This window comes from Streptomyces lunaelactis (genome assembly GCF_003054555.1).
Lineage (GTDB): Bacteria > Actinomycetota > Actinomycetes > Streptomycetales > Streptomycetaceae > Streptomyces > Streptomyces lunaelactis.
The window spans coordinates 6,741,937-6,762,814 of sequence record NZ_CP026304.1 but is presented as its reverse complement, the minus strand read 5'-3'; the positions used below and the strand labels follow the sequence as shown (position 1 = coordinate 6,762,814).

At 70.7% G+C, this 20,878-nt stretch carries 20 protein-coding genes; 13 read left to right on the top strand and 7 right to left on the bottom strand.

The window, feature by feature from the left end; genetic code table 11:
- Positions 1 to 37: 37 nt before the first annotated feature.
- Positions 38 to 478 carry an ATP-binding protein gene (locus SLUN_RS31010; RefSeq protein WP_108153261.1) on the bottom strand — a complete coding sequence of 147 codons (441 nt, stop codon included), beginning with the start codon at positions 476 to 478 and terminating at the stop codon, positions 38 to 40.
- A gap of 158 nt (positions 479 to 636) precedes the next feature.
- On the opposite strand from SLUN_RS31010, the gene SLUN_RS31005 reads away from it, so the two are divergent.
- The 3 genes from SLUN_RS31005 to SLUN_RS30995 all read left to right on the top strand — a co-directional run bounded on the left by SLUN_RS31005 (position 637) and on the right by SLUN_RS30995 (position 3,040).
- Positions 637 to 1,491 carry a helix-turn-helix domain-containing protein gene (locus SLUN_RS31005; RefSeq protein WP_108153260.1) on the top strand — a complete coding sequence of 285 codons (855 nt, stop codon included), beginning with the start codon at positions 637 to 639 and terminating at the stop codon, positions 1,489 to 1,491.
- Positions 1,488 to 1,739 carry a DUF397 domain-containing protein gene (locus tag SLUN_RS31000; protein WP_108153259.1) on the top strand — a complete coding sequence of 84 codons (252 nt, stop codon included), beginning with the start codon at positions 1,488 to 1,490 and terminating at the stop codon, positions 1,737 to 1,739. Before SLUN_RS31005 ends, SLUN_RS31000 begins: the two co-directional genes overlap by 4 nt.
- 95 nt (positions 1,740 to 1,834) lie before the next feature.
- Positions 1,835 to 3,040, top strand: a complete 1,206-nt coding sequence (locus SLUN_RS30995) for an SUKH-4 family immunity protein (RefSeq protein WP_108153258.1) — start codon at positions 1,835 to 1,837, stop codon at positions 3,038 to 3,040.
- A 9-nt stretch (positions 3,041 to 3,049) separates the two neighbouring features.
- On the opposite strand, the gene SLUN_RS30990 is transcribed toward SLUN_RS30995, so the two are convergent.
- Together SLUN_RS30990 and SLUN_RS30985 are read right to left on the bottom strand one after the other, a co-directional pair.
- Positions 3,050 to 4,855: a vWA domain-containing protein gene (locus SLUN_RS30990; RefSeq protein ID WP_108153257.1), complete on the bottom strand. Its 1,806-nt coding sequence runs from the start codon at positions 4,853 to 4,855 to the stop codon at positions 3,050 to 3,052.
- 37 nt (positions 4,856 to 4,892) lie between these two features.
- Positions 4,893 to 5,954: an ATP-binding protein gene (locus SLUN_RS30985; RefSeq protein WP_108153256.1), complete on the bottom strand. Its 1,062-nt coding sequence runs from the start codon at positions 5,952 to 5,954 to the stop codon at positions 4,893 to 4,895.
- 357 nt (positions 5,955 to 6,311) lie between these two features.
- Between SLUN_RS30985 and SLUN_RS30980 the strand changes: the two genes are divergently transcribed.
- The 9 genes from SLUN_RS30980 to SLUN_RS30940 all read left to right on the top strand — a co-directional run bounded on the left by SLUN_RS30980 (position 6,312) and on the right by SLUN_RS30940 (position 16,442).
- Positions 6,312 to 6,713, top strand: a complete 402-nt coding sequence (locus tag SLUN_RS30980; protein WP_108153255.1) for a hypothetical protein — start codon at positions 6,312 to 6,314, stop codon at positions 6,711 to 6,713.
- A 77-nt stretch (positions 6,714 to 6,790) separates the two neighbouring features.
- On the top strand, positions 6,791 to 9,145 hold the full coding sequence (locus SLUN_RS30975) for a hypothetical protein (RefSeq protein WP_108153254.1): 2,355 nt from the start codon (positions 6,791 to 6,793) through the stop codon (positions 9,143 to 9,145).
- 109 nt (positions 9,146 to 9,254) lie between these two features.
- On the top strand, positions 9,255 to 10,568 hold the full coding sequence (locus SLUN_RS30970; protein ID WP_108153253.1) for a hypothetical protein: 1,314 nt from the start codon (positions 9,255 to 9,257) through the stop codon (positions 10,566 to 10,568).
- 296 nt (positions 10,569 to 10,864) lie between these two features.
- A complete protein-coding gene (locus SLUN_RS30965; RefSeq protein ID WP_217502925.1) occupies positions 10,865 to 11,872 on the top strand; it encodes a serine/threonine protein phosphatase in 1,008 nt (335 codons plus the stop codon).
- Positions 11,869 to 13,068, top strand: a complete 1,200-nt coding sequence (locus SLUN_RS30960) for a protein kinase domain-containing protein (protein ID WP_108153252.1) — start codon at positions 11,869 to 11,871, stop codon at positions 13,066 to 13,068. The genes SLUN_RS30965 and SLUN_RS30960 overlap by 4 nt, the downstream gene beginning before the upstream one ends.
- A gap of 58 nt (positions 13,069 to 13,126) precedes the next feature.
- Positions 13,127 to 13,837, top strand: a complete 711-nt coding sequence (locus SLUN_RS30955) for a vWA domain-containing protein (protein WP_108153251.1) — start codon at positions 13,127 to 13,129, stop codon at positions 13,835 to 13,837.
- Positions 13,834 to 14,256: a hypothetical protein gene (locus tag SLUN_RS30950; RefSeq protein ID WP_108153250.1), complete on the top strand. Its 423-nt coding sequence runs from the start codon at positions 13,834 to 13,836 to the stop codon at positions 14,254 to 14,256. Before SLUN_RS30955 ends, SLUN_RS30950 begins: the two co-directional genes overlap by 4 nt.
- 22 nt (positions 14,257 to 14,278) lie before the next feature.
- Entirely contained in the window at positions 14,279 to 15,412 is a 1,134-nt protein-coding gene (locus tag SLUN_RS30945) for a zinc finger protein (RefSeq protein ID WP_108153249.1), read from the top strand.
- Positions 15,413 to 15,674: 262 nt separating this feature from the next.
- Entirely contained in the window at positions 15,675 to 16,442 is a 768-nt protein-coding gene (locus tag SLUN_RS30940; RefSeq protein WP_108153248.1) for an NPP1 family protein, read from the top strand.
- A 91-nt stretch (positions 16,443 to 16,533) separates the two neighbouring features.
- Here SLUN_RS30940 and msrB read toward each other — a convergent pair whose 3' ends face one another.
- The 4 genes from msrB to SLUN_RS30920 form a co-directional block, all read right to left on the bottom strand.
- The gene (gene msrB, locus SLUN_RS30935; RefSeq protein ID WP_108153247.1) at positions 16,534 to 16,941 is read right to left on the bottom strand and encodes a peptide-methionine (R)-S-oxide reductase MsrB; all 408 of its coding nucleotides are present in this window, start codon (positions 16,939 to 16,941) and stop codon (positions 16,534 to 16,536) included.
- A gap of 13 nt (positions 16,942 to 16,954) precedes the next feature.
- A complete protein-coding gene (murC, locus tag SLUN_RS30930) occupies positions 16,955 to 18,349 on the bottom strand; it encodes a UDP-N-acetylmuramate--L-alanine ligase (protein ID WP_108153246.1) in 1,395 nt (464 codons plus the stop codon).
- Positions 18,350 to 18,411: 62 nt separating this feature from the next.
- Entirely contained in the window at positions 18,412 to 18,882 is a 471-nt protein-coding gene (locus tag SLUN_RS30925; protein WP_108153245.1) for an indole-3-glycerol phosphate synthase, read from the bottom strand.
- Positions 18,883 to 18,987: 105 nt separating this feature from the next.
- On the bottom strand, positions 18,988 to 19,749 hold the full coding sequence (locus tag SLUN_RS30920; RefSeq protein ID WP_108153244.1) for a pyrimidine reductase family protein: 762 nt from the start codon (positions 19,747 to 19,749) through the stop codon (positions 18,988 to 18,990).
- Positions 19,750 to 19,786: 37 nt separating this feature from the next.
- On the opposite strand from SLUN_RS30920, the gene zapE reads away from it, so the two are divergent.
- Positions 19,787 to 20,857, top strand: coding sequence for a cell division protein ZapE (gene zapE, locus SLUN_RS30915; RefSeq protein ID WP_175313812.1), 1,071 nt, complete (start codon positions 19,787 to 19,789; stop codon positions 20,855 to 20,857).
- The last annotated feature ends 21 nt before the right edge of the window (positions 20,858 to 20,878 follow it).

Below are 20,878 nucleotides of genomic sequence, written 5' to 3'. Positions count from 1 at the left end.
GAGATTGGCAGGCGCACGTGCAGCCCGGGGCGCTGCGTCAGCGGAGATCGAGCTCCGCGCGAACGGTCTTCCCGAGCCCTCCGCGCTCCAGGACCTCCCACCGGGAGGCGAGTGCCTCGACGAGGACGAGGCCGCGGCCGGATTCGGCCAGGGCCGGTGGATGCGGTACGTCCCCGGGGCGCGGCGGCCGCTGCTCGGTACGGGTGTCGGAGACCTCGATACGGAGCGTGTCCGGGCTCAGGGTGAGCGTCAGCTCGTAGTCCCGGCCGGGTACGCGCCCGTGGGTCACCGCGTTCGCGGCGAGTTCCGCGACGAGCACCGCGGCGGTGTCGGACGGATCGGAGTCGTACGGGATGCCCCAGGCGTGCAGCTGGTGGAGGGCGAGATGGCGGGCGAGCCGGGCACCGCGTCGGGTGGCACTGAAGCGCTGGGTGAACACACGTACGGTGAGGGGCTGTTGGGGGGTGAGTGCGTGCATGCGACCACGGTGTCGGCCGGGAGCCGCGGTCCCCCAGATCAGGAACCCGTACGCCGAGTCAGCGTACGGGTACCCACAGTGGACAGTGCGGGTAACTGACCGTGACCATGGGTGGGTTGCGAGGTTGCTCAGCGCAAACACGTGGGAGGTGGCCGTAGATGACGGAAACGGCGGGCGCACCGGGCGGTTCGGGCAGTTCGGGCGGGGAGCCGGAGGTCTCGGACAGCCTGAAGGCGTTCGGGGAGGTGGTCAAGGCCTTCCGGAGGCGGGCGAGGCTGACCCAGGAGGAGTTCGCGCCGAGGGTGCGGTACTCGCTCCCGACGGTGGCGTCGATCGAGCAGGGCCGCCGCTTCCCGCCGGCGGATTTCGTCGACCGGGCGGAGGAGGTCCTGGACGCGTTCGGCACGCTGAGGGGCGCGGCACGGCATCTGTCGCGGCGGCCGGGGCTGGCGAGCTGGTTCCGGCAGTGGGCGAGTCTGGAGGCGGAGGCGGTCAGTCTCTACACATACGAATGCCGGTTGATTCCGGGCCTGTTGCAGACGGAGGCGTACGCACGGACGCTGTTCACGAACCAGCTGCCGCCGCTGGGCGACGAGCAGATCGAGGCGCAGTTGGCCGCACGGCTGGAGCGGCAGCGGTTACTGCGGGAGCGGCCGAACACGGCGTACAGCTTCATCCTCGAAGAGCACCTGTTCCTGCGGCGCACGGGCGGACGGCAGGTCACGCGGGATCTGATCGACCACGTCCTCGGCCTGGCTCAACTGCGCAACATCGAGATCCAGATCATGCCGGTGGTACGGGAGGACCACGCGGGGCTGCACGGCCCCATGCGGCTGCTGGAGACCCCGGACAATCGGTGGCTCGGCTACTGCGAAGGGCAGGAGAGCGGCCAGTTCATCTCCGACCCGAAAGTGGTCAGCATGCTCCAGATGCGGTATGCCAGGATGCGGTCACAGGCTCTTACCCTGGAAGACTCCGTGAGCCTGTTGCGGCAGATGCGAGGAGCAGCATGAGCACCACAGAACTGGCCTGGTTCAAGAGCAGCTACAGCAGCGGCTCCGGTGACGACTGCGTCGAAGTCGCTCTCTCCTGGCACAAGTCCAGCTACAGCGGCGGCTCCGGCGACTCCTGCGTCGAGATCGCCACCTGCCCCACCACCGTCCACGTCCGCGACTCCAAGGACACGGAGGGCCCCCAACTCGCCCTCGCCCCCGCCTCCTGGACCAGCTTCGTCACCTACGCCGCCGAAGCCCGGGGCTGACGCGGAGCCTCGCACCCGGCCGAGCGGTGATTGTCAGAGGTCGCTCCTATCGTTGTTGTCGTCGGTAGATCACCGCAGAGAACCACGGGGGAATCATGACTGCGACGACCGTCACCCTGCCCACGCACGCGCTCCATCCTTCGATCACGCACGAGGCGACGCGGCACCGTCTGACCGGGGCCGGGCTGCCCGCCGCACACAGCCTGCTGCGGTTCGGGCCGCTGGCCGAGTCACGGGTGGTGACTGTGCGGCAGTATCTGGTCGACAAGGAGGCAGACCCTGCGAACCTCGACGCGGACATCGCGGATCTACTCGTCGTCGGACACCTCATTGTCGAGAACGGCGACGCGGAGGAGGTCGTACTCGACGGGGGTACGGGGCGCGTGTTCAGCATGTGGCTGTACGAGAAGTCCCCGCACAACGCCGAGCTGTTCCCACTCGCCCCGTCGCTCGACGCCCTGACGCGTTTCCTTGAGGCTGTCGACGAATTCACCGCCCTGCGCGGCCGGTTCGCCGGACTGGCCGAGCGGACCGGCGCCGACGTCGTGGCGGAGGCGTCGGCCCTGCTGATGTCGGTCTTCACCGAAGGGGACTGGGGCCACCACGGGTGGGGCAGCGCGGGCGCCCCGGCCGAGTGGGATCACGCGATCCCCGCCTTCTGGCGCATAGCCGCGCTGATACGGCCGATGGCACTGGTCGCCGGACCCGGGCAGGGCCTGCGCCTGGACCTGCCGAAGGGGCTGCTGGAAGAGGAGTTCGGGGCCGACGGGGTCGTCCGCATCGATCCGTCGGAGCTGCCTGCGGCCCTGATACATGAGCCGACGCGGCGGTTCCTGACGGACATCGGGCTCCCGAAGGAGGAGCTCATGTTCGGCCTGTGGCGCGACGAATACCTGCTGCTTACTCTCGCGGAGGCCGATGCGCGTGAGGACGGCGACGCTTCCCGTGAGACACCGGCCGACGGGGACAGGCTGATCGGTCTCGGCAGTCTGGTCCACGACTTCGAGGTCGTGATCGACGGCCGTACGGGCCTCCTCTCGTACCACGAGTACGGCGCCGGCACGACGACGCCGGTCAACGCGGACATCTCCACACTGGCGTTCACGGTGTGGATGTACAACCGTCAGCAGAACATGGAGAAGGAGCACGACTTCACGCAGGACTTCTACCACCAGCTCGCCGACACCATGGTCGCTGCGCTCGCCTCGGTCGACCCGGTCGCCTGCCTGCCGGCGAAGGACGCCGACGACTACCGCTACTGGCCGGAGGTGTTCCACGACGCGGCGGGCGGCGTGCTCTGACGTCCGTGTTCAGGTCAGCCGGAAGACCGGGCCGCGGGGCGTGAACGGAAGAGAGCCGCCCTGCGGGATCAGGAAGGCGTGCTCCCGCCGTACGCGCAGCACGTCGCACCAGCCGTCGGTGATCACGAGCACCGGGGCGGTGGGCGGGAAGTCACCGGCCCGCTGCAACAGGTCGATCCCGGGCTGCAGCACGGTCCCGCCGCGCCCGCGGACCCGTACCCGTCCGGCGATCTCGGCCGGTGGCAGATACCCGGCGTCGTACGCCGCGGCGTCGCAGAACACGACGCGTGCCGCCGGTACGTCGCGGGCATCGGCGTACGAGGCGATGGCGCCGAGTGCCTTGCCGAGGAGCGCGCTGTTCATCGAGCCGGAGGTGTCGAGGACGACTCCGAAGGTGCAGCGCGGTGTCTCCTCGGAGGGGAAGTACCGGCCGGCGCGGGGAATGTCCGGCGTGGACGCCTGCCGCCTGGCCGGGCGGGCATAGGACCGCACGGGCTCGGGCCGGGGCACGTACTCGTCGAACCAGCGGGCCAGTCGCGCGTCCCACGGCACGGGCGGCTGGGCCAGGGCCCTGATCTCCTGGATCAGCCCCGCGGGCAGCAGACCGCGTCCTCCGTACTGGTGAAGGTCGAAACCCTGGGCCAGGCCGCGGTGGTAGAAGTCGTCCAGGTCGGCGTACGGGCGGGCGGCCGGGTGCGGCAGCGGCCCGCCGAGGATGTCACCGGCGCCCTTGCCGCGCAGGGTCGCAAACCGGCGACGGCGGCGCAGGTCGGTGGCGATGCGGTCGTAGACCTCCTCCACCGACAGGTCCTTGAGGTCCGGGTCGTACAGCAGCCCTTCGGGCATCTCGCCGACACGCATCTCGACGAGCCAGCCGTTCACGACGAAGTCGGCGGCGACGTTGAACAACAACGGGTCGCGGGCGCCGCAGCGTTCACCGTGGCGCAGGGCGGCGTGCAGCATCTCGTGCGCGAGGATGAACCGCCATTCCTCGTCGGTGAAGGTGCGCAGCGGGTTGATGTAGATCTCCCCGGCGGCGGAGCTCACGGCGGCGACGGAGATGTCCTGGACGCGGGCGAGTTCGGCGTCGGCGACGACGGTGAGACCTGCTGCGAGTCCGCCGAGCAGCGGGTACGAGGAGACGAACCAGTTCAGGGCGCGGTCCCAGGGCCGCTGCGCGATGCGCTCTCCGGTGGTCCGGTCGCGACGGCCGCCCGCGACGTCCATGGCGGCGGACACGCTGCGGGTGAGCGCGTGCGCGAAGGCCGTCTCCCAGTCGGGCACGGCGGTGTTCCACTCCCGCCAGCCCTTCAGCACCTGGTCGGGGTGTTCGCCCGCGGTGCCGCAGTGCTCGTAGCCGGCGGGGATGCCGTCGCGGCGCCAGCGGGCTGCGAGCTGGGCCTCGTCGCCGCCGGGATACGTCTCGGGGAGGTGGTCGGGTGCCCGGCCGGCCGGGAAGGTGAGCAGGAAGCGGTTGACCACGGTGCAGCGGGCGGCGCGGTCGAACCGGTCGGGCTGCTCGCGCACGTCGTCCTTGGCGGCCGGTACGTGACCGAAGCCGAGGTGCAGCATGCAGTGGGCGATCGTCCAGGCCCACTCGGCCGGGTCCACACGCTTGGTGGGGTGGACGTGGACGGTGCCGTTGGAGTCGACGGCGGCCAGTCCTCCGGCGGGCGTTCCGGCGCACTTGGCCTGGCGGCAGAAATGCGCGCCGACGGCCGCGAAGGCCGGGTTCCGCTTGACCAGCGCGAGCCCGGCGGCGAACGCCTCGGTGGCGGGGTCGGACCTGCTCTTCTTCCTGGATGCGGCGCTCACCGGGGTGCGTCCCGGTCAGTGGCGTACCACGTGATGTTCATCGCCGGGCCTCGACCAGCCGGGGCATGTCGCGTGCGGCCTCGACGAGGAACCAGGCGGGCAGCACCGGCAGACCGTCGGCGTCGTCCGCGATGACGGTCTGCGCGACCTCGACGGAGATCTCGGCCAGCTGGACGAGCAGCGCCTTGGCCCGGTAGGCGGTCTGCCGCATGGACGGCGAGACATGCTCCTTCTGGCGCGGGAGCTCCTTCACCAGCCGCCCCCGGAACGCCTCCGCGAGGTAGTAGAGCAGATCGCGGTCCTCGAGCCGGGTGGGCCAGGAGGCATCGCCCTTGAGGATCGCCTCGATGCCGAAGGTGTGGCGCACGATTTTCGCGTAGCCGCAGAAGGACACGGCGTGCGCGGGTGTGAGGGTGCCGTGCACGATCACCCGCAGGGTGGTCTCGTCGATGCCGGGACCGAAGGAGTGCAGGGCGTCGGACAGCATGTGCCAGGACCGGGGTGTGGAGAACGGCTCCTCGGTCTTGGGCGGCTGGGACCACAGGTGGTCGGGCCGGTCAGTGAGATAGTCCGTCACCCAGGGGTGGATGCCGTGCTCGCCCGCCCAGACCAGCCAGTCCGCCGCCGATGCCCGCAGATGGACGTGCGTGAGCCGGTTGACGAGCGCGGACGCGATCGGACGCGCGAGGGCGTTGTCCGTGGCACGGTTCCCGGCACCGATGACGATCGAACCGGCGGGCAGCTCGTAGGAGCCGATCCGACGGTCCAGGATCAGCGAGTAGAACGCCTTCTGGACGTCCGGAGAGGCGGCGTTGAGCTCGTCGAGGAAGAGGCAGTACGGCTCGTCCCGCGCGATGGCCTCGGGCGGGCAGAACACGGACCGTCCGTCCCGGATCTGCGGCACCCCGATCAGGTCCTCGGGCGCGAGCTGCGTCCCGAGCAGACTGACGCACTCCAGGCCCAGCGATTCGGCGAACCTCCGCACGAGCGAGGACTTCCCGATCCCGGGCGCCCCCCACAGGAACACGGGCCGCACGGTGGCGAGCCCCAGCAGCAGTTCGGGTATCTGGGCGGGAGTGACGGTGACGGCAGCCTGCACGCGGTGGTGTTCCTTCGGCGAACTCGGAAGAAGAGGATCGGGCCCGCCCAGTGTGGGCGGGCCCGATCCTCTGCCGCAGCCGATTTTTCACCCTGTGGATCCACAGCCGGGAGCGCGAACGTGAGCATCACCGGCCGGGAGCGTGTACCGGCGCGTCATTGGCCGGAAGCAGTGGGTCGCCGAAATCCCGGTCACGCAGCGGTACATGGAGTAGCTGCTGATGTAAGGATTCTGCGGTCCAGCGGCTTTCGGCCAACGTTTCCGCAGGTGCCTCAGCGAGGGCGCAGGTCACCTAAATTTGCTCATCTGACTGCGCAGGAAGCCACGGAACGCGCGGGAAGTTCGGGGGAGCACATCATGGATCCGGTGACAGCCATTGCGGCTGCAGGTGTCGCGCTGGTCGCCAAGGGGGCCTTGGAGTCGGTCGGTCAGGAGGCAGGGCGATCGGGCTGGGGCAGCGCCGGGCGCCTCGTCGATCGGATCCGTGCCCGGTTCCGCGGGGACGCGGAGGCGGAGGGTGCCATGGACCGGGTGGCGCAGTCCCCGGACGACGAGACCGCCCACCAGGACCTCGAGCGGCTGCTCGCCGCCCACATGCTGCGCGACCGTGATTTCGAAACAGAGATGCGGCGGCTGATCGACGAGGCGGTCGCGGCCCAGGGCGGCCGCGGCGGAGCCCAGGTCAACGCCGCGTTGATCAAGAACGCTCAGGTCTTCAACGAGAAGGTCGAGGTGCGGGGGGACTGGAACGTGTCGTGAGGACACTCCGCCCCGCTGTCCTCGCGCCGTGAAGGTCGTAGTGCCGACGGCGCCTCCGCTCCGGAAACCCGAAAGTCATGAGCGAGGAAACCCCAGTAAGCAAGGCCCCCGCCGACAAGGCCGCGCCCGAGCGCGCCGGTGGCGTGCCCGTCGAGGACTCGACTGCTCCCAAAGACCCCAAGGCCTCGAAGGAGACCGGAGAAACACCGGTCGAGCAGCGCCCCGCGGGCGAGGAGCACGACGGCCCGGTCAGCGAGTCGGATGCACTGCGTTCGCTTGCCCAGGGCGCCGGCCGGGACGAGGACGAACGGTCCGAGTCACTGCGCGCGGGCGCCATTGCCGACCTCATCGCCCAGCGTCTGAACGCCGACGCATCGGGCACCCGGATCGGCACACTCGCTCTGTTCAACGACTCGGTCAGTTTCGGCGGCGGGTTCCACACGGACGGCAGGCGAACGACCGGCACGCGGGCGCGCGGCGGCACCTCCGTCCTGGCCGTGGACGCCAACGAACTCACCGAGCACACTGACCTGTTCGTCCAGCCCGAGGGGTACGACGACGCGCTGGACGCCCTCCGCGAGCACCGGATCCTGGTACTGACCGGGGCGCCGGGCAGCGGACGCGAGGCCACCGGAGTGAATCTGCTCGCCGAGGCCATGGCGCTCGGCGGGACCGGCGACGGCGGCTGTCATCGGCTGCTCGCCCCCGCAGTGATCCTGGAGTCCGGCTGGACGCCTCCCGTGAAGAACGGCGGCTATCTTGCCGTTCTGGAGGACGGGCCCGCGGGTGTACGGGAGTTCACCGCGGCGTTCGGCGTCCGGTCGGCGGCGGGAACCCGGCTGCGCAGCACGGCTGCAGCCGACGGCGGGGTGGGGCAGCTCGCCGCCGTGGCCGCCGCCCTGCGGGCATCGGACAGCCATCTCGTCCTGGTCGGGGGGCGCGACCTCGCGAGGGCCGCGGCCGGACCCGGCGGGGACACGGTCGGCCGGCACGAACTCGCACCGGTCGATCCGCAGACGATCGTCGAACGCCGGGTCCTCGGCCACGGCGGTGACCCCGGCACCCGGGCAGAACTGTCGGCGCTGCTGGAATCCACCGGAGCCGTGGGTGCACTGCGCGAACAGCCCGCGGCCCGGCACGCCGCCGACCTGGCCAAGGTGATCCGCGCGGGCGGCGATGTCGCCGCCGCCGTCGCCGCGTTGCGCGATCCGAGCGAGCAGGTGCGCGGCTGGTTCGACCGGTTCCGCGAACCGGAAGCACTCGCGTTCGCCCTGGCGTCGGCCGTGCTGGAGGAGTGCAGCTATCTGACCGTCGCCGACGCGGCGGTGGATCTGTGGCCGGCTCTCACCCCGCCCGACGAGCCCCTGTACGACCTGCGCTTCCGGGACCGGCTCGGTCATGAACAGCAGTGGATCCGGCTGGACTTCGGCGACGGGCCGGCTGCCACGGGGCCCCCGCGCGTCCGCTTCCGCAGCCCGCTCCTCGGCCAGGTGATCCTGGCCTACGCCTGGGGCACGCTCGACAGCCACCGCCGTTCCGTCCTCGCCTGGCTGCGCCGTCTGCTCACCCACGCCGATGTCGAGGTGCGTGCCCGGGCCGCCGTATCCGCCGGAGTGATCGCCTGGGCCGACCACCACTACGCGGTGCACCGCTTCCTCACTTCGTGGGCGAGCAGCACGTCCTGGCCGCTCAGGCAGAGCGCGGCCACCGCACTCGGAGTGGCGGGCAGCCGCCCCGAATCATCGGAGGCGGTCTGGCAGTTGCTGCACGAATGGGCGCGCGGCGGCACCTCGGCCGGCCAGCGGCGACTCGCGGGCACGGCGGCGAACGCCGTCGGCGGGCTCCTCGGCAGGGACGCCCCCGAGCGGGCCGTTGCGGTGCTGCACGACGCGCTGGACCGCGAGGACGACTGGGGCACACTGCCGTCCGTCGCCTGGGGCGGGGTGCACCTCGTCCACCAGGGGCAGGCGGGTGTGCTGCTGAACGCCTACCTGGACTGGTCCGAACCACAGGATCTGTCCCCCATGGTGGTCAAGTCGCTGTCCGCGTTCGTGTTCGCCGTGTCCCAGCCGTACGAGGAGCGGGCCGGCGGCCCGGACGGCGGTGGGCCAGCCGGCGTACCCGGCGCACCGGTGCTGCTGAGCGGGCTGCCGCGACATGCGGAGCCGCTCGCGGAACTGTGGGCGCGGGCCCTGGCCCGGCGGCCGGTCCAGGACACGGCGCTGGAAGCGCTGCGCGCATGGATCGACGACTACGCGGACAAGTGCCCCGGCGCTCTCGATTCCATCGGAGCGCTGCTCGTGGGCATCGCCCACCGGCCCGGCCGGCACCGCGAACGGCTGCTGTGGTGGCTGGCGAAGTGGGCCGGCGACCGTGAGAACCCGTCCGCCAGGGCACAGGAACTGCTCCGTCTCCTGGAGCGCAGGACCTGAGCCCGGACAACACCCGACCCGGCCCTCGGCGGAGGGCGGGGAGTCCCCCTGCGGCTGTCCCCGGACAGCCGCAGGACATGTCCTCCAGCACAGAAAGGAGAGGGGAACCGTGGAGGAGCAGAGCTACGACCCCGTGCTCGGCAGCGAGGAACTCGCCCGGTGGCGGCTGATGAACCCGTTGCGCCCGCCGGCCCCCGGCCGCGCGCTGGTCCTGGTCCGGGACAGCGGGCCCTCGCTGACCATCCACAGCGGCGAGGAGATCCCCTCGTCCCGGTTCGGCGCGTACCTCAAGGTGTTCACCGTCGACACGACCGAGCATCGGCTGATCCTCGACATCCCGCTGCTCAGCCGTGATCCCACGTTCTCCTTCCGCAGCCGCGTCGACCTGGTGTGCCGGGTGGCCGACCCGGCACGAGTGGTCTCGCGCGGCATCCGCGACATGAGCGGGGCGCTCTACGGATTTCTGCGCAAGACCCTGCGCGGTGTCGCGCGCGACTACGACATCGCGGAGTTCCACGAGGCCGAGCAGGCTCTGAACTCGGCGCTGGCCGGCTTCACCGGCGACGACGCCGTGCGGCTGCGCGGCATACAGATCGAACTGCTCGTCGACGAGGACGAAATCACCGCCAGCGGGCGGGAGTTCCGCGACGTCGTGCGCGAGACCAGGCTCGCCGGGATGCGCCGGAAGCGGCACCTGGACATGATCCGCGAAGAGGGCGTCGACGGACTCATCGCCGAGATCATGGAGAAGGAGGGGGCGCGCGCGGCGCTCGCCTGGATCGAGAAGGGCGAGGCGGAGAAGCGGGAGGTCCGCCGCGAGGTCATGCGCATGATCCTGGAACGCGGCGACGCCGACCGCGAGCCCTTCGAACAGGCGGAGCTGGAACGCGCCGTCCTCGACGAAGTCCTCCGTGACGGGGACGGCCTGTTCGACACGGCGACGCGCCGCGGCCGGCTTCGCGGCACGATGCCCCGCGCGCTGGAGGCCGACCGAGGAGACGACGAACCCGCCGCGGGCTCGGACGCGTCCGAGCCGGTCCTGGGCGAGGTGGTCCGCGACCGGTACGACGACGGCGGAAGTCGTGCTGGCGGCGACCGCACATCCCGCATACGCAGAGACGGTGACCGGCGCCCGGACGGGCGGGCCGCGTCGCGCGAGCCCGCGAGTGGTGGTCGCGGCGGTCCGGACTCCCCGCGCGGGCGCGGCCCGGCAGGTACCAGCGGCCCGCCGGCGGACGAACCGCTGCCGCCGGAGCACGGCGAGTCCGGTCCGTCCCGTGCCCCCGGCCCGTCCGGGCCGGGGGGCGCGGACGGGCCGGGGGGCGCGGACGGGCCGGGGGCACGGGTCAGCCGGATCCGCGGAACCGCCAAGCGTCCGCGCGGCGGAACGTCCGGCACCGGTCGCGACGAGGAGGGGCGATGAACCACGACGACATGCGACACCACCGGACCCCGGGCGTTCCGCCGGGTGCGCCCCGCTCCCCCGCGTACCCGCCCGGTGCGCACACGGGCTCGCCCGCTCCCGGAGCACCGGTACCGGCTCCGGGTCCCCCTCCCCAGGCGCAGGGTCCGCGCGGGCGCGGCCCCGTGCCGCCGGCTCCGGCCCCCACGGGGGAGCCGCCAACAGATGGGGCACGGCCGCAGCACCCGCCGGTCGCAGGGCAGGCCGAAGGGCGGCACCGACGGGACCCCGGCACGGGCCGAGCCGCGCCTCCCCGGATGATCTGGACCAAGGACAACCCGGGTTACCAGGGATTGTCGGTGTGGACCGAGCGGGTGCCCGGACGCGGTGAGGACGCGGAACCCTTCGTCGCCCACCATATGGAGACCGCGCAGGGGCTGCTCGCCGTGTTCGACGGCTCCGGCGGATCCGGCGCCGCCCCCGTGTGGCAAGCTCCGAACGGAGAGACGCGCACCGGAGCCTGGGTGGGCGCCCGCGTCGCGCGACTTGCCACCGACTGCTGGTTCCGCGAGGTCGCGACCGGCAGTGAACCCTCAGGACCGGAGTCCCTTCACACGTACGTGGAGTACTTCCTCTCCAAGTCACCGCAGCGACGCAGCAAGATCAGCGGCACCATGCGCCGACTGCTGCCCACGACCCTCGCGGCCGTCCACTACCGGATCGTCCGTGACTCGCTCGAACTCCAGCCACTGTGGGCGGGCGACTCACGGGCGTACGTTCTGAGCCCCGCGTCCGGGCTGCAGGTCCTCACGCGCGACCACACCCGGGAGAGCGACGCACTGGCATTGCTGCGCTCGGACCCGCCGATGACGAACCTGGTCTGCGCGGACCGTGACTTCATCATCGACAGCCAGCTGCTGGCGTCCTTCCCGCTGCCGTGCGTCCTCGTGGTGGCGACCGACGGCTGGTTCGGCTATGTCCAGACCCCTTCGGACTTCGAGCGCATCCTGCTGCAGACGCTCGAGGAAGCACACGACGAGCGGGACTGGGCGGATCTGCTGCGCCGGAAAGTGCAGGGCTACACGGCGGACGACGCCTCCCTCGCCATCGTGGCCATCGGCCACTCGGGCTTCGGCGCACTGCGGGGCCGGTTCGCCGCCCGCATGGCCGAGCTGCGGGAACGGTACGACCGCGGGCGGCGCCCGGGCGAAAGCGGTTCCCCGGAGTCGGCGGCCCGCGCACGCGCCTGGCACGAGGACATCTGGCACGCCTACCGCGCCGGTTACGAAAGCTGCCTGCCGCCCGCACCCGAGGAGCGCGCATGAAGAACGGGGCCGTCATCGGTGGCTACCGCATCGTCAGTGAGCCCACGAACGCCAACGGCGGCAAATGCATATGGGCGTTCGCCGAGCGGGACGGGGCACAGTACTTCGTCAAGCAGTTCCTGGAGCCCAAGCGCCCGCGGGACGACGACACCAGGGACACCCCGAGCCTGCGCATCCGGCGTGAGCTGGCGCGGGAGTTCGAGGACCGCCATCGCACGATCATGGAGCGGCTGCGCCCGGACGCCCGCGGCGGCGGCAATCTCGTCCTCGCCACCGACTTCTTCCACGAGGGCAGCACCTACTACAAGGTCACGGAGCGGATCGACACCTCGAGCCTGGAGAAGCCGCAGGCGCTCGAGCCACGCCCGAAGACGGTGCTGCTCAAAACGCTCGGTATGAGTCTGAAGCAGCTGCACGACATCAACATCGTGCACGGCGACCTCAAGCCGCTCAACGTGCTCGTTCAGAAGCGCGACGGCGCTGCCTTCCACACGGCCAAGCTGATCGACTTCGACGACTCGTACGTCGCCGGAAGTCCGCCGGGCCGCACCGACGTTGTGGGCGACACGGCATACGGGGCACCCGAGTGGCGCCGCTACATGCAGGGGGACGAATCGGTCACGGCCGAGCATCTGACGTGTGCGGTGGACGTGTTCGCGCTCGGCCTGATGACTCATGTCTATCTGACGGGCGCGCTCCCGGGGTTCGACGCACGCTTCGGTTCACCGGCCGACGCCGTGAACGCGGGTGAGCACCTGCAGCTGAACACCCGCCTGTCGGACGCGATGCTTGGCCTGCTCCGCGCGATGACCGCACGGGCTCCGGGCAGTCGCCCCAGGATGGCGACCTTCCTGAAGGCGCTGGCCGACCCGGAGGTGTGCGCACTGCAGCATCGCCGTCCGGGCACATCGCTCCCGGAGGAGAAGGCGGCCACGGGAGAGCGCCCGGGTCCCGGCGGCAAGCCGCGCACCAGCCGCATCAAGACCAATCCGGCCTCCAGGGGGCGCCCGGGCGGCGAGAGCTCACCGGCCACGAAGGCCGGCCCGCCCCCGCCGCGCAGTCCCGAGCCCGCGCCGAGGCCCACCGACGAGCCCGCTTCCGGGCCTGCCCGTGAACCGGCGGCCGCCGCCGAGTCCGCGCCGCCGAAGCCGTCCCGTGTACGGATCAATCTCGGGGACCGCGGCCGCCGCCGCTGACTCCGCCGGGCCGCGGCGGCTCCCTGCCACCGCCCCGCTACACCGCGAGGAGAACCACGTGAACGCCAACATCGAGCAGTACCAGGGCAATCTGCAGTACGCCGTCGACATCGTGCTGTGCATCGACGCGACCGCCAGCATGTACCCGGTCCTCGACAGCGTGAAGTCGAGCGCTCTGCAGTTCCACGACCGGCTCAACGACGTCATGGGCAAAAAGGGCAAGTCGATCAGCCAGCTGCGCGTCAAGGTCATCGCCTTCCGGGACTTCGGTGATGACCCGGGAAGCGCCATCGAGCAGACCGGATTCCTTCAACTTCCCAGTCAGTCGGGCGACTTCGAGCGGTTCCTGGGCGGCATCGACGCCGACGGCGGCGGTGACATCCCCGAGTCCGGCCTGGAGGCCCTCGCCCTGGCCATCAACGCGCCCTGGGAGACCGGGCTGGACCGCAGGCGCCATGTGATCGTGATGTTCACCGACGCCCCGGCCCACCCGCTCGGCACCGTCGGCGCATCGGCCCAGGGATACCCGGCGGGCATCCCGCGCACCATCGACGACCTGTTCGAGCAGTGGGGTTACGCGCGCAGCCAGACCGCGGTCATGGAGCAGTCCGCCAAGCGGCTGGTTCTGTTCGCTCCCGAGGAGGCACCGTGGTCGGACCCTATCGCCGAGGAGTGGGATCTCACGCTGCACTTCGCCTCCAAAGCCGGCGAAGGGCTGGAGGAGTTCGAGATGGACGAGATCATCGAGACGATCGCGAACAGCCTGTGAATCTCAGTTGGGACGACTTCCGCCTGACGTACCAGGATCACCGGCTGGAGCTCGTGTGGCCCGGGTTCTCGGTGCTCGAGGCCGAGTTGGACCGCTGTGTCTCCGCCACGTTGAGGCAGCGGGGGCCGGACGGCGGCGCCCAGCTGGTCTTCCAGTTCCGTGACTCGGACCGTCCGGTGCCGGGCCTTCTGGTGATCCGGGTGGACGTCCCGGCCCGGTATGCGGATGGGGCGCATATCTTCACGGAGTGGCTTCAGCATCGGCACGGTGTGCCCGAACACGCGCAGGAAGCAGCCGAGGACACCGTGCTGGAGCAGGTACCGCTGAATTCCGCTGCTTGGATCGCCGCCCCGGCCGGTCCGGCGTCCGACGAGCTGTTCCACCATGTGCTGACACGCATCGCCATGGACACGGACTGAGACAAGCAGAGGGAGTAACGGGGTGGCCACGTCGCCGAACTGGCGCTGCGCGGACTGCGACATCTTCAACGAACCCGTGGACCGGGCGTGCATCGCCTGCGGCGGCACCCGGCGCAGCACCGCGCCCGCGCGCGACTCCGCAGCGCCGGGGGGCACCCCGAAGTCCCCCCCGAAGACCCCGCCGAGCGCCGCGCCGCCGAGGACCGGGCCGAAGCCTCCCCCGAAGTCCGGACCGAAGCGGCCGGCCGCCAAGCCCGCGGCCGACTGGCGCTGTTCCAAATGCGACACCAACAACGCACGCACCGACCTCAGCTGCATCGTGTGCGGCACGGGCTGGAAAGCAGCGACAGCGAAGAAGCCGACGGCCAAGAAGCCCGCGGTGGATACGGCAGCTCCCAAGAAGGCGGCGCCCAGGAAGCCGACGCCCAAGCGCACCACCACCCCGCCCGGCACCGCCCGACCGCGGCCGTCCACCGCCGGGACAACTCCTCGTACAGGCTCATCCGGCACGCGGCGGACCAGCGCCACAGGTTCCCGCGGCACGGCCCGGCCGTCGCCCGGCACTCCCGCCGAGGGCGTCTTCTTCCCGTCGACGCCCACTGCCGGCTACACACCGCCCACAGCCGCGCCGACCCCCGCGCCCTCCCCCGCTCCCGTCTACACGCCTCCGCCTTCCCCGTACACCCCCTACACTCCCGCTCCGGCGAAGGAGTCCAACGGCTGTGCCAAGGGATGCCTGGGGCTGGTCGTCCTGGCGGTCCTGCTCACCCTGTTCTCGGACGGATGCAGGAATGCACTCGATTCCGCCGACGGAGACGGTGACGGCTCCACCCCGGCGGCCACCTCCGATCCGTGCCCGGGGCGGATCGCTGCGGAAATCCCCCAGGGCGACGGGTCTGAGCTGGCCGAGGCGTTCCGTACCGGCAACAAGCAGATCACTCTGTGCCGGACCACCGCGGGAAAGCTGTACTACTTCGGCGAGTTCAGCGACCGGCGCGAGAAGGGCATCGTCATGGGCGCCGAGGAGACGGCCGACGGCTATGAGGCGCGCAACGGTCCGTACCGTTACGTGATCCACAGCGGGGTGGTCACGATCTACGAGTCGGGCAGTCAAATCGGCGAGGAGGACGTGACGCCGGAGCCTTCGCCGTCATGACCTCCCGCTCCGCCTCGGCCCGCGGCGGCCGCCCGACGCTACGTCAACTCGCAGCGCCCGCCCTGACCTTGACCGCTGCGCCCACGCCGCCTGCTCCCCCTGGGGCTCCGTCAGGAACCAGCCCCCGCTCCTCCGTATTGGCCTACCTTTCATCGCTCTGACACGTCTCAACGCTCAACGCGTCAACGAGATTGGGCGAGGCTGAGCCGGGCATGTCAACCGGGCCGTGTGGCCCCACGCCCCGGCCGATCAGGAGGACGCAGTGAAGAAGAGCTCGCGCATCCGCAAGGTCTCGCTCATCCTCGGCAGCGCCATCGCGCTGGTCGTCGCCTTTCCGGGCAGCGCCCTCGCCGATCCTCCCAGCGCCCTGCCCGCCAATGCGGACGGACTGGAGCAGACGTTCCAGCCGGCCTACGACTACGACGTGGACGGCTGCTACCCCACTCCCGCCATCGGCCCCGACGGGACCATCAACCCCGGCCTCAAGACAACCGGGGCCGTCAACGGCAGTTGCCGCGACTCATGGGACCTCGACAACACCAACGGATACGCACGGTCCAAGTGCAACAACGGCTGGTGCGCGATCATGTACGGCCTCTATTTCGAGAAGGACCAGGCCGTGGCGGGCAGCGGACTCGGCGGACACCGCCACGACTGGGAGCACGTCGTGGTGTGGGTGCAGAACAACCAGGCCCAGTACGTCTCCACCTCCGCCCACGGCAGTTTCAACACCTACGGCCGTGACCAGATCCGGTGGGACGGGACGCACCCCAAAACCGTCTACCACAAGGACGGCATAAGCACGCACGCCTTCCGCCCCGCGAACTCCAACGACGAGCCGCCGGAGAACCACTACCACGGGTGGCAGTTCCCCAGGCTGGTCGGCTGGAACGGCTACCCCGCGGGCCTCCGCGACAAGCTGAGCCAGGCCAATTTCGGCAGTGCCGTCTTCGGCCTCAAGGACGGCAACTTCAACTACCACCTCGAGAAGGCCAAGCCCGCCAACATCTCGTTCGACCCCAACGCCTGACGGGGAGGGCGGGGATGGCCGCAGCTGAGGCTGCAGCCATCCCCGCCCGTGCCCGGGAGGGCCATGGGTGTACGGCAGCGGGGCGCCTCGCTCAGCCCTCGTCCGGCGCCAGCGTCAGCGAGATCGAGTTGATGCAGTACCGCTGGTCCGTCGGGGTGGCATACCCCTCGCCCTCGAACACATGCCCAAGATGCGATCCGCACCGCGCGCACCGGACCTCCGTGCGCGCCATCCCGTGCGAGCGGTCCTCGATCAGCTCGACCGCGTCCGTGTCCTTCGGGTCGTAGAAGGACGGCCAGCCGCAGTGCGACTCGAACTTCGTGTCGGAGCGGAACAGCTCGGCGCCGCACGCGCGGCACGCGTACACGCCCGCCGTCCTGGTGTCCGTGTACTCACCGGCGAAGGCGGGCTCGGTCCCGGCCTGGCGCAGTACCTGGTACTCCGCGGGGGACAGCTCCGCGCGCCACTGCTCGTCGGGCTTGTCGACGTCGTACGACATGAAATCGGCTCCCTCAGTTCGACAGACGGGCCAGGATGGCCGGACCGAGGTCCGTCACGTCACCCGCGCCCATAGTCAGAACGAGATCGCCGGGCTTCGCCATTCCCGCGACGACGTCGGGGACGGTGGCCTTGTCGTTGACAGCCGTGACATCCGCGCCCGCCGCCCGGGCCGCTTCGATGATCAGGTCGCTCGTGATGCCCGGGATCGGGTCCTCGCGGGCCGGGTAGATGTCGAGGACGACCGACGCGTCGGCCAGGGCGAGCGCCTGGCCCATCTCCGTACCGAGCTCCTGGGTGCGGGAGAAGAGGTGCGGCTGGAAGACGACGAGGAGCCGAGCGTCGGACGCCGCGCCGCGCATGGCCTCGAGGTCGGCGGTCATCTCGGTGGGGTGGTGCGCGTACGAGTCGATGACCTGGACGCCCGCGGCCTCGCCCTTGAGCTGGAGGCGGCGCTTGACGCCCGTGTACTTGCCGATCGCGGAGGCGAGGTTGTGCGCGGGGATGCCCAGCGCGACGCCCGCGGCGAGGGCGGCCACGGCGTTGTGCGCGTAGTGGCGGCCGGGGACCGAGACCGTGAAGGTGAGGAACTTGCCGTTCAGCAGGACCGTCACCTCGCTGGTGAGGCCGCGCGGGGTGACCTTGTGAACGCGCACATCGGCGGACGAGGACTCGCCGTAGGTGACGACCTTCAGCGTGGACAGGTCGCGTACGCGCGAGGTGAGCTCGATCGCGCCGGGCTGGTCCGCGGAGATCACCAGCGTGCCGCCGGGGACGACCTTGCCGACGAAGGTCTCGAAGGAATCGTAGATCTCGTCCATCGAGGCGTAGTTGGCGTGGTGGTCGAGCTCCACGTTGAGGACGATCGCGACCTCGGGGTCGTACTTCTGGAAGCTTCGGTCGCTCTCGTCGGCCTCGGCGACGAAGATCTCGCCGGCGCCGTGCCGGGCGTTCGTCCCCGGTCCTTCGAGGTCGCCGCCGATCGCGTACGAGGGGTCGAGCCCCAGCTCGGTCAGGGCCACGGCCAGCATGGAGGTGGTGGTGGTCTTGCCGTGCGTACCGGCGACCGCGATCGAGCGCAGGCCGGTCATCAGGGAGGCGAGCGCGTCGGAGCGATGGACGACCGGGACCGACAGCTCGGCGGCGCGCGCCAGCTCCGGGTTGTCGGCGCGGATCGCGCTGGAGACCACGACACAGCTGGCGTCGGAAGCCAGGTGCTCGGCCGCGTGCCCGATGTGGACGGTGGCGCCGAGCTCGCGCAGGGACTCCGCCGTCGCGGACTCCTTCGCGTCACTGCCCGCGACCTTCGCGCCGCGCTGGGCGAGGATCTTCGCGATGCCCGACATTCCGGCGCCGCCGATGCCGATGAAGTGCGGGCGTTCCATGGCGCTAGGGATGGCGGGTGCCATGCGTGTGTCTCCCCAAGATGTACGAGTAGTGCTGAGCCGACTGCTGCGTGCGAGGGCCCAGCCTATTCGCTGTGCGCGAAGAGCTTGAGCACCGGGACACCGACCTTGTGGCGGGCCCTGGACGCCCAGTCGCGGTGGAAGAACTCCTCCACGTAGTGCGGAGCGGTCAGCACGATCACCTCGTCGGCGCCCGACTCCTCCACCACGGACTTCAGCCTGTCCAGCGGATGGTCCTCGACGACCTGGCCCACCGCCTCGCTGCCCGACTCGCGCAGGACCTTGACCGAGTGGGCCAGAGCCAGCTCGGCGGGGCCTTTCGCGTCGCGCCCCTCGGGCTCCTCGCTCTCGCGGGCGGCTTCCTTGAGCTCGCCGAGCGCCACGTCGTCGATGGCGCGCAGCAGCAGATCGGCCTGATCACCCCGGGGCTGCATGAGCACGATGAAGGACATCGTCTCGTCTCCGTGCAGGGTGGTGACGAATTCCACGTCCTCGGAGGTCAGGGGCTTCTCGATCATCAATACGCTCGTGTACACGTCAGGAGCCCTTCTGCGGAAACCATCCTTCCCCGTGCCCACACGGGGTCTGCGAGATAAGTGTGCCCGGCCGGGGCTAACCGGAACGACAAATTCCGCTCATTGTCAGATGCGACGGTAGCGGGTGAAGAGGAACCCCGCCTCCTCCAGCAGCGACGCCAGGGCGAACCTCTCCGGAACGGCCAGGGCCGGTCCGCCCGCGATCCGCTGTGCGTCCCCCGCCGTCAGCGTCGGCGACACGGTCAGACACAGCTCGTCCAGCACCCCGGCCGCCACGAACTGGCCCAGCAGCCGTGGCCCGCCCTCGGTGAGCAGCCGCACCAGGCCACGCTCCGCCAGCGCCCGCACCGCTCTCGCCGGGTCCACGCCGGGGCCGTCCCCGGCGATGATCACCTCCGCGCCCGCCTTCTCCGCCGCACGGATACGGTCCGCGGGCGCCGCGGCCCCCGTCAGTACCAGCGTCGGCACGAGCGGCGCGGCGAACAGCGGGAGGGAGAAGTCCAGCTCGAGCGAGGCGCTGACCACGGCGATCGCGGGCGCGGGGCCCTGGCCGGCGGCGGCCCGCCGCCCGGCGAAGACCTCGCGGGCGCGGGCGGGGCGGTACCCCTCCAGGCGTACCGTTTCCGCGCCCACCAGGACCACATCGGCAAGGCCCCGCAGAGTGCCGAAGATCCGCATGTCCGTGTCGGAGGAGATCGGCTGCGAGCGGCCCTCGTGCTGAGCCGCACCGTCCAGCGAGGAGACCATGTTCGCTCGCAGCCAGGGTCCGCCCCCGTCCGGATACCCATAGGCATCCGCCAGCTCGTCCAGGGACCACTCGCGATCCTCGGCTGCTGTCGGGTCGGTCACAGGGAACAGGCGTCGCATGCTGTGCAGTCTGGCACGGCGCTTAGAGTAAAGAACTGTGTCGACAAGCCCCATAACCCAAGCGGCCCCCCTGTCCCTGTGCGCCCGCGAGCCACGCGTCCCCGCCGAGCGGCTGGTCGCGGAGATGGTGCCGCCGCCGCGCTTCGACGCGGTCCGCTTCGACACGTACGTCCCCGACCCGAACCAGCCCAGCCAGATCGAGGCGGTCAAGGTCCTCGGCTCGTTCGCGGCGGGCCTCGGCGGGGCGCACGCGAGCGGCGCCGGCAGGCGCAAGTGGTTCAGCAAGAAGCCCGCGGCCCCCACCGGACCGCGCGGCGTCTATCTCGACGGCGGCTACGGCGTCGGCAAGACCCACCTGCTGGCCTCCCTCTGGCACGCCACCCCCGCGGAACCCTCCCTCAAGGCCTTCGGCACCTTCGTGGAGCTGACAAATCTGGTGGGCGCCCTCGGCTTCCAGCAGACCGTCCAGACGCTCGGCGGACACCGGCTGCTCTGCATCGACGAGTTCGAACTGGACGACCCGGGCGACACCGTCCTCGTATCGACCCTGCTCGGAAAGCTCGTCGACGCGGGCGTCGCGCTCGCGGCCACCTCCAACACACTGCCCGGCAAGCTCGGCGAGGGCCGGTTCGCCGCGGCCGACTTCCTCCGTGAGATCCAGGGGCTGTCGGCGCGCTTCCGCCCGCTGCGGATCGACGGCGAGGACTACCGCCACCGCGGGCTGCCCGAGGCCCCTCCCCCGTACTCCGACGAGCAGGTCGCCAAGGCCGCGTACGCCACCGACGGCGCGTCCCTCGACGCTTTCCCGCGGCTGCTCGAGCATCTCGCGAAGGTGCACCCGAGCCGGTACGGGGCACTCACCGACGGTCTGCGCGCCGTCTGCCTCACCGATGTCCAGCCCATTCCCGACCAGTCGACGGCGCTGCGGCTGGTCGTACTCGCCGACCGGCTGTACGACCGTGAAGTACCGGTGCTCGCCTCGGGCATGCCCTTCGACCGGCTGTTCAGCGAAGAGATGCTGAACGGCGGCTACCGGAAGAAATACTTCCGGGCGATCTCCCGGCTCACCGCACTGGCTCGGGACGCGAAGGGGCTTGTGGGGCAGTAGGTTTGCGGCTCGGGGGGCTGA

What these genes read in the sequence shown, in the direction of transcription:
- SLUN_RS30960 (WP_108153252.1), top strand. Translation starts at nt 11,869, where the DNA reads ATGAAGAACGGGGCCGTCATCGGTGGCTACCGCATCGTCAGTGAGCCC.
- SLUN_RS30975 (WP_108153254.1), top strand. Translation starts at nt 6,791, where the DNA reads ATGAGCGAGGAAACCCCAGTAAGCAAGGCCCCCGCCGACAAGGCCGCG.
- SLUN_RS31000 (WP_108153259.1), top strand. Translation starts at nt 1,488, where the DNA reads ATGAGCACCACAGAACTGGCCTGGTTCAAGAGCAGCTACAGCAGCGGC.
- SLUN_RS30995 (WP_108153258.1), top strand. Translation starts at nt 1,835, where the DNA reads ATGACTGCGACGACCGTCACCCTGCCCACGCACGCGCTCCATCCTTCG.
- SLUN_RS31005 (WP_108153260.1), top strand. Translation starts at nt 637, where the DNA reads ATGACGGAAACGGCGGGCGCACCGGGCGGTTCGGGCAGTTCGGGCGGG.
- murC (WP_108153246.1), bottom strand. Translation starts at nt 18,349, where the DNA reads ATGGCACCCGCCATCCCTAGCGCCATGGAACGCCCGCACTTCATCGGC.
- SLUN_RS30920 (WP_108153244.1), bottom strand. Translation starts at nt 19,749, where the DNA reads ATGCGACGCCTGTTCCCTGTGACCGACCCGACAGCAGCCGAGGATCGC.
- SLUN_RS30965 (WP_217502925.1), top strand. Translation starts at nt 10,865, where the DNA reads ATGATCTGGACCAAGGACAACCCGGGTTACCAGGGATTGTCGGTGTGG.
- msrB (WP_108153247.1), bottom strand. Translation starts at nt 16,941, where the DNA reads ATGTCGTACGACGTCGACAAGCCCGACGAGCAGTGGCGCGCGGAGCTG.
- SLUN_RS30980 (WP_108153255.1), top strand. Translation starts at nt 6,312, where the DNA reads ATGGATCCGGTGACAGCCATTGCGGCTGCAGGTGTCGCGCTGGTCGCC.
- SLUN_RS31010 (WP_108153261.1), bottom strand. Translation starts at nt 478, where the DNA reads ATGCACGCACTCACCCCCCAACAGCCCCTCACCGTACGTGTGTTCACC.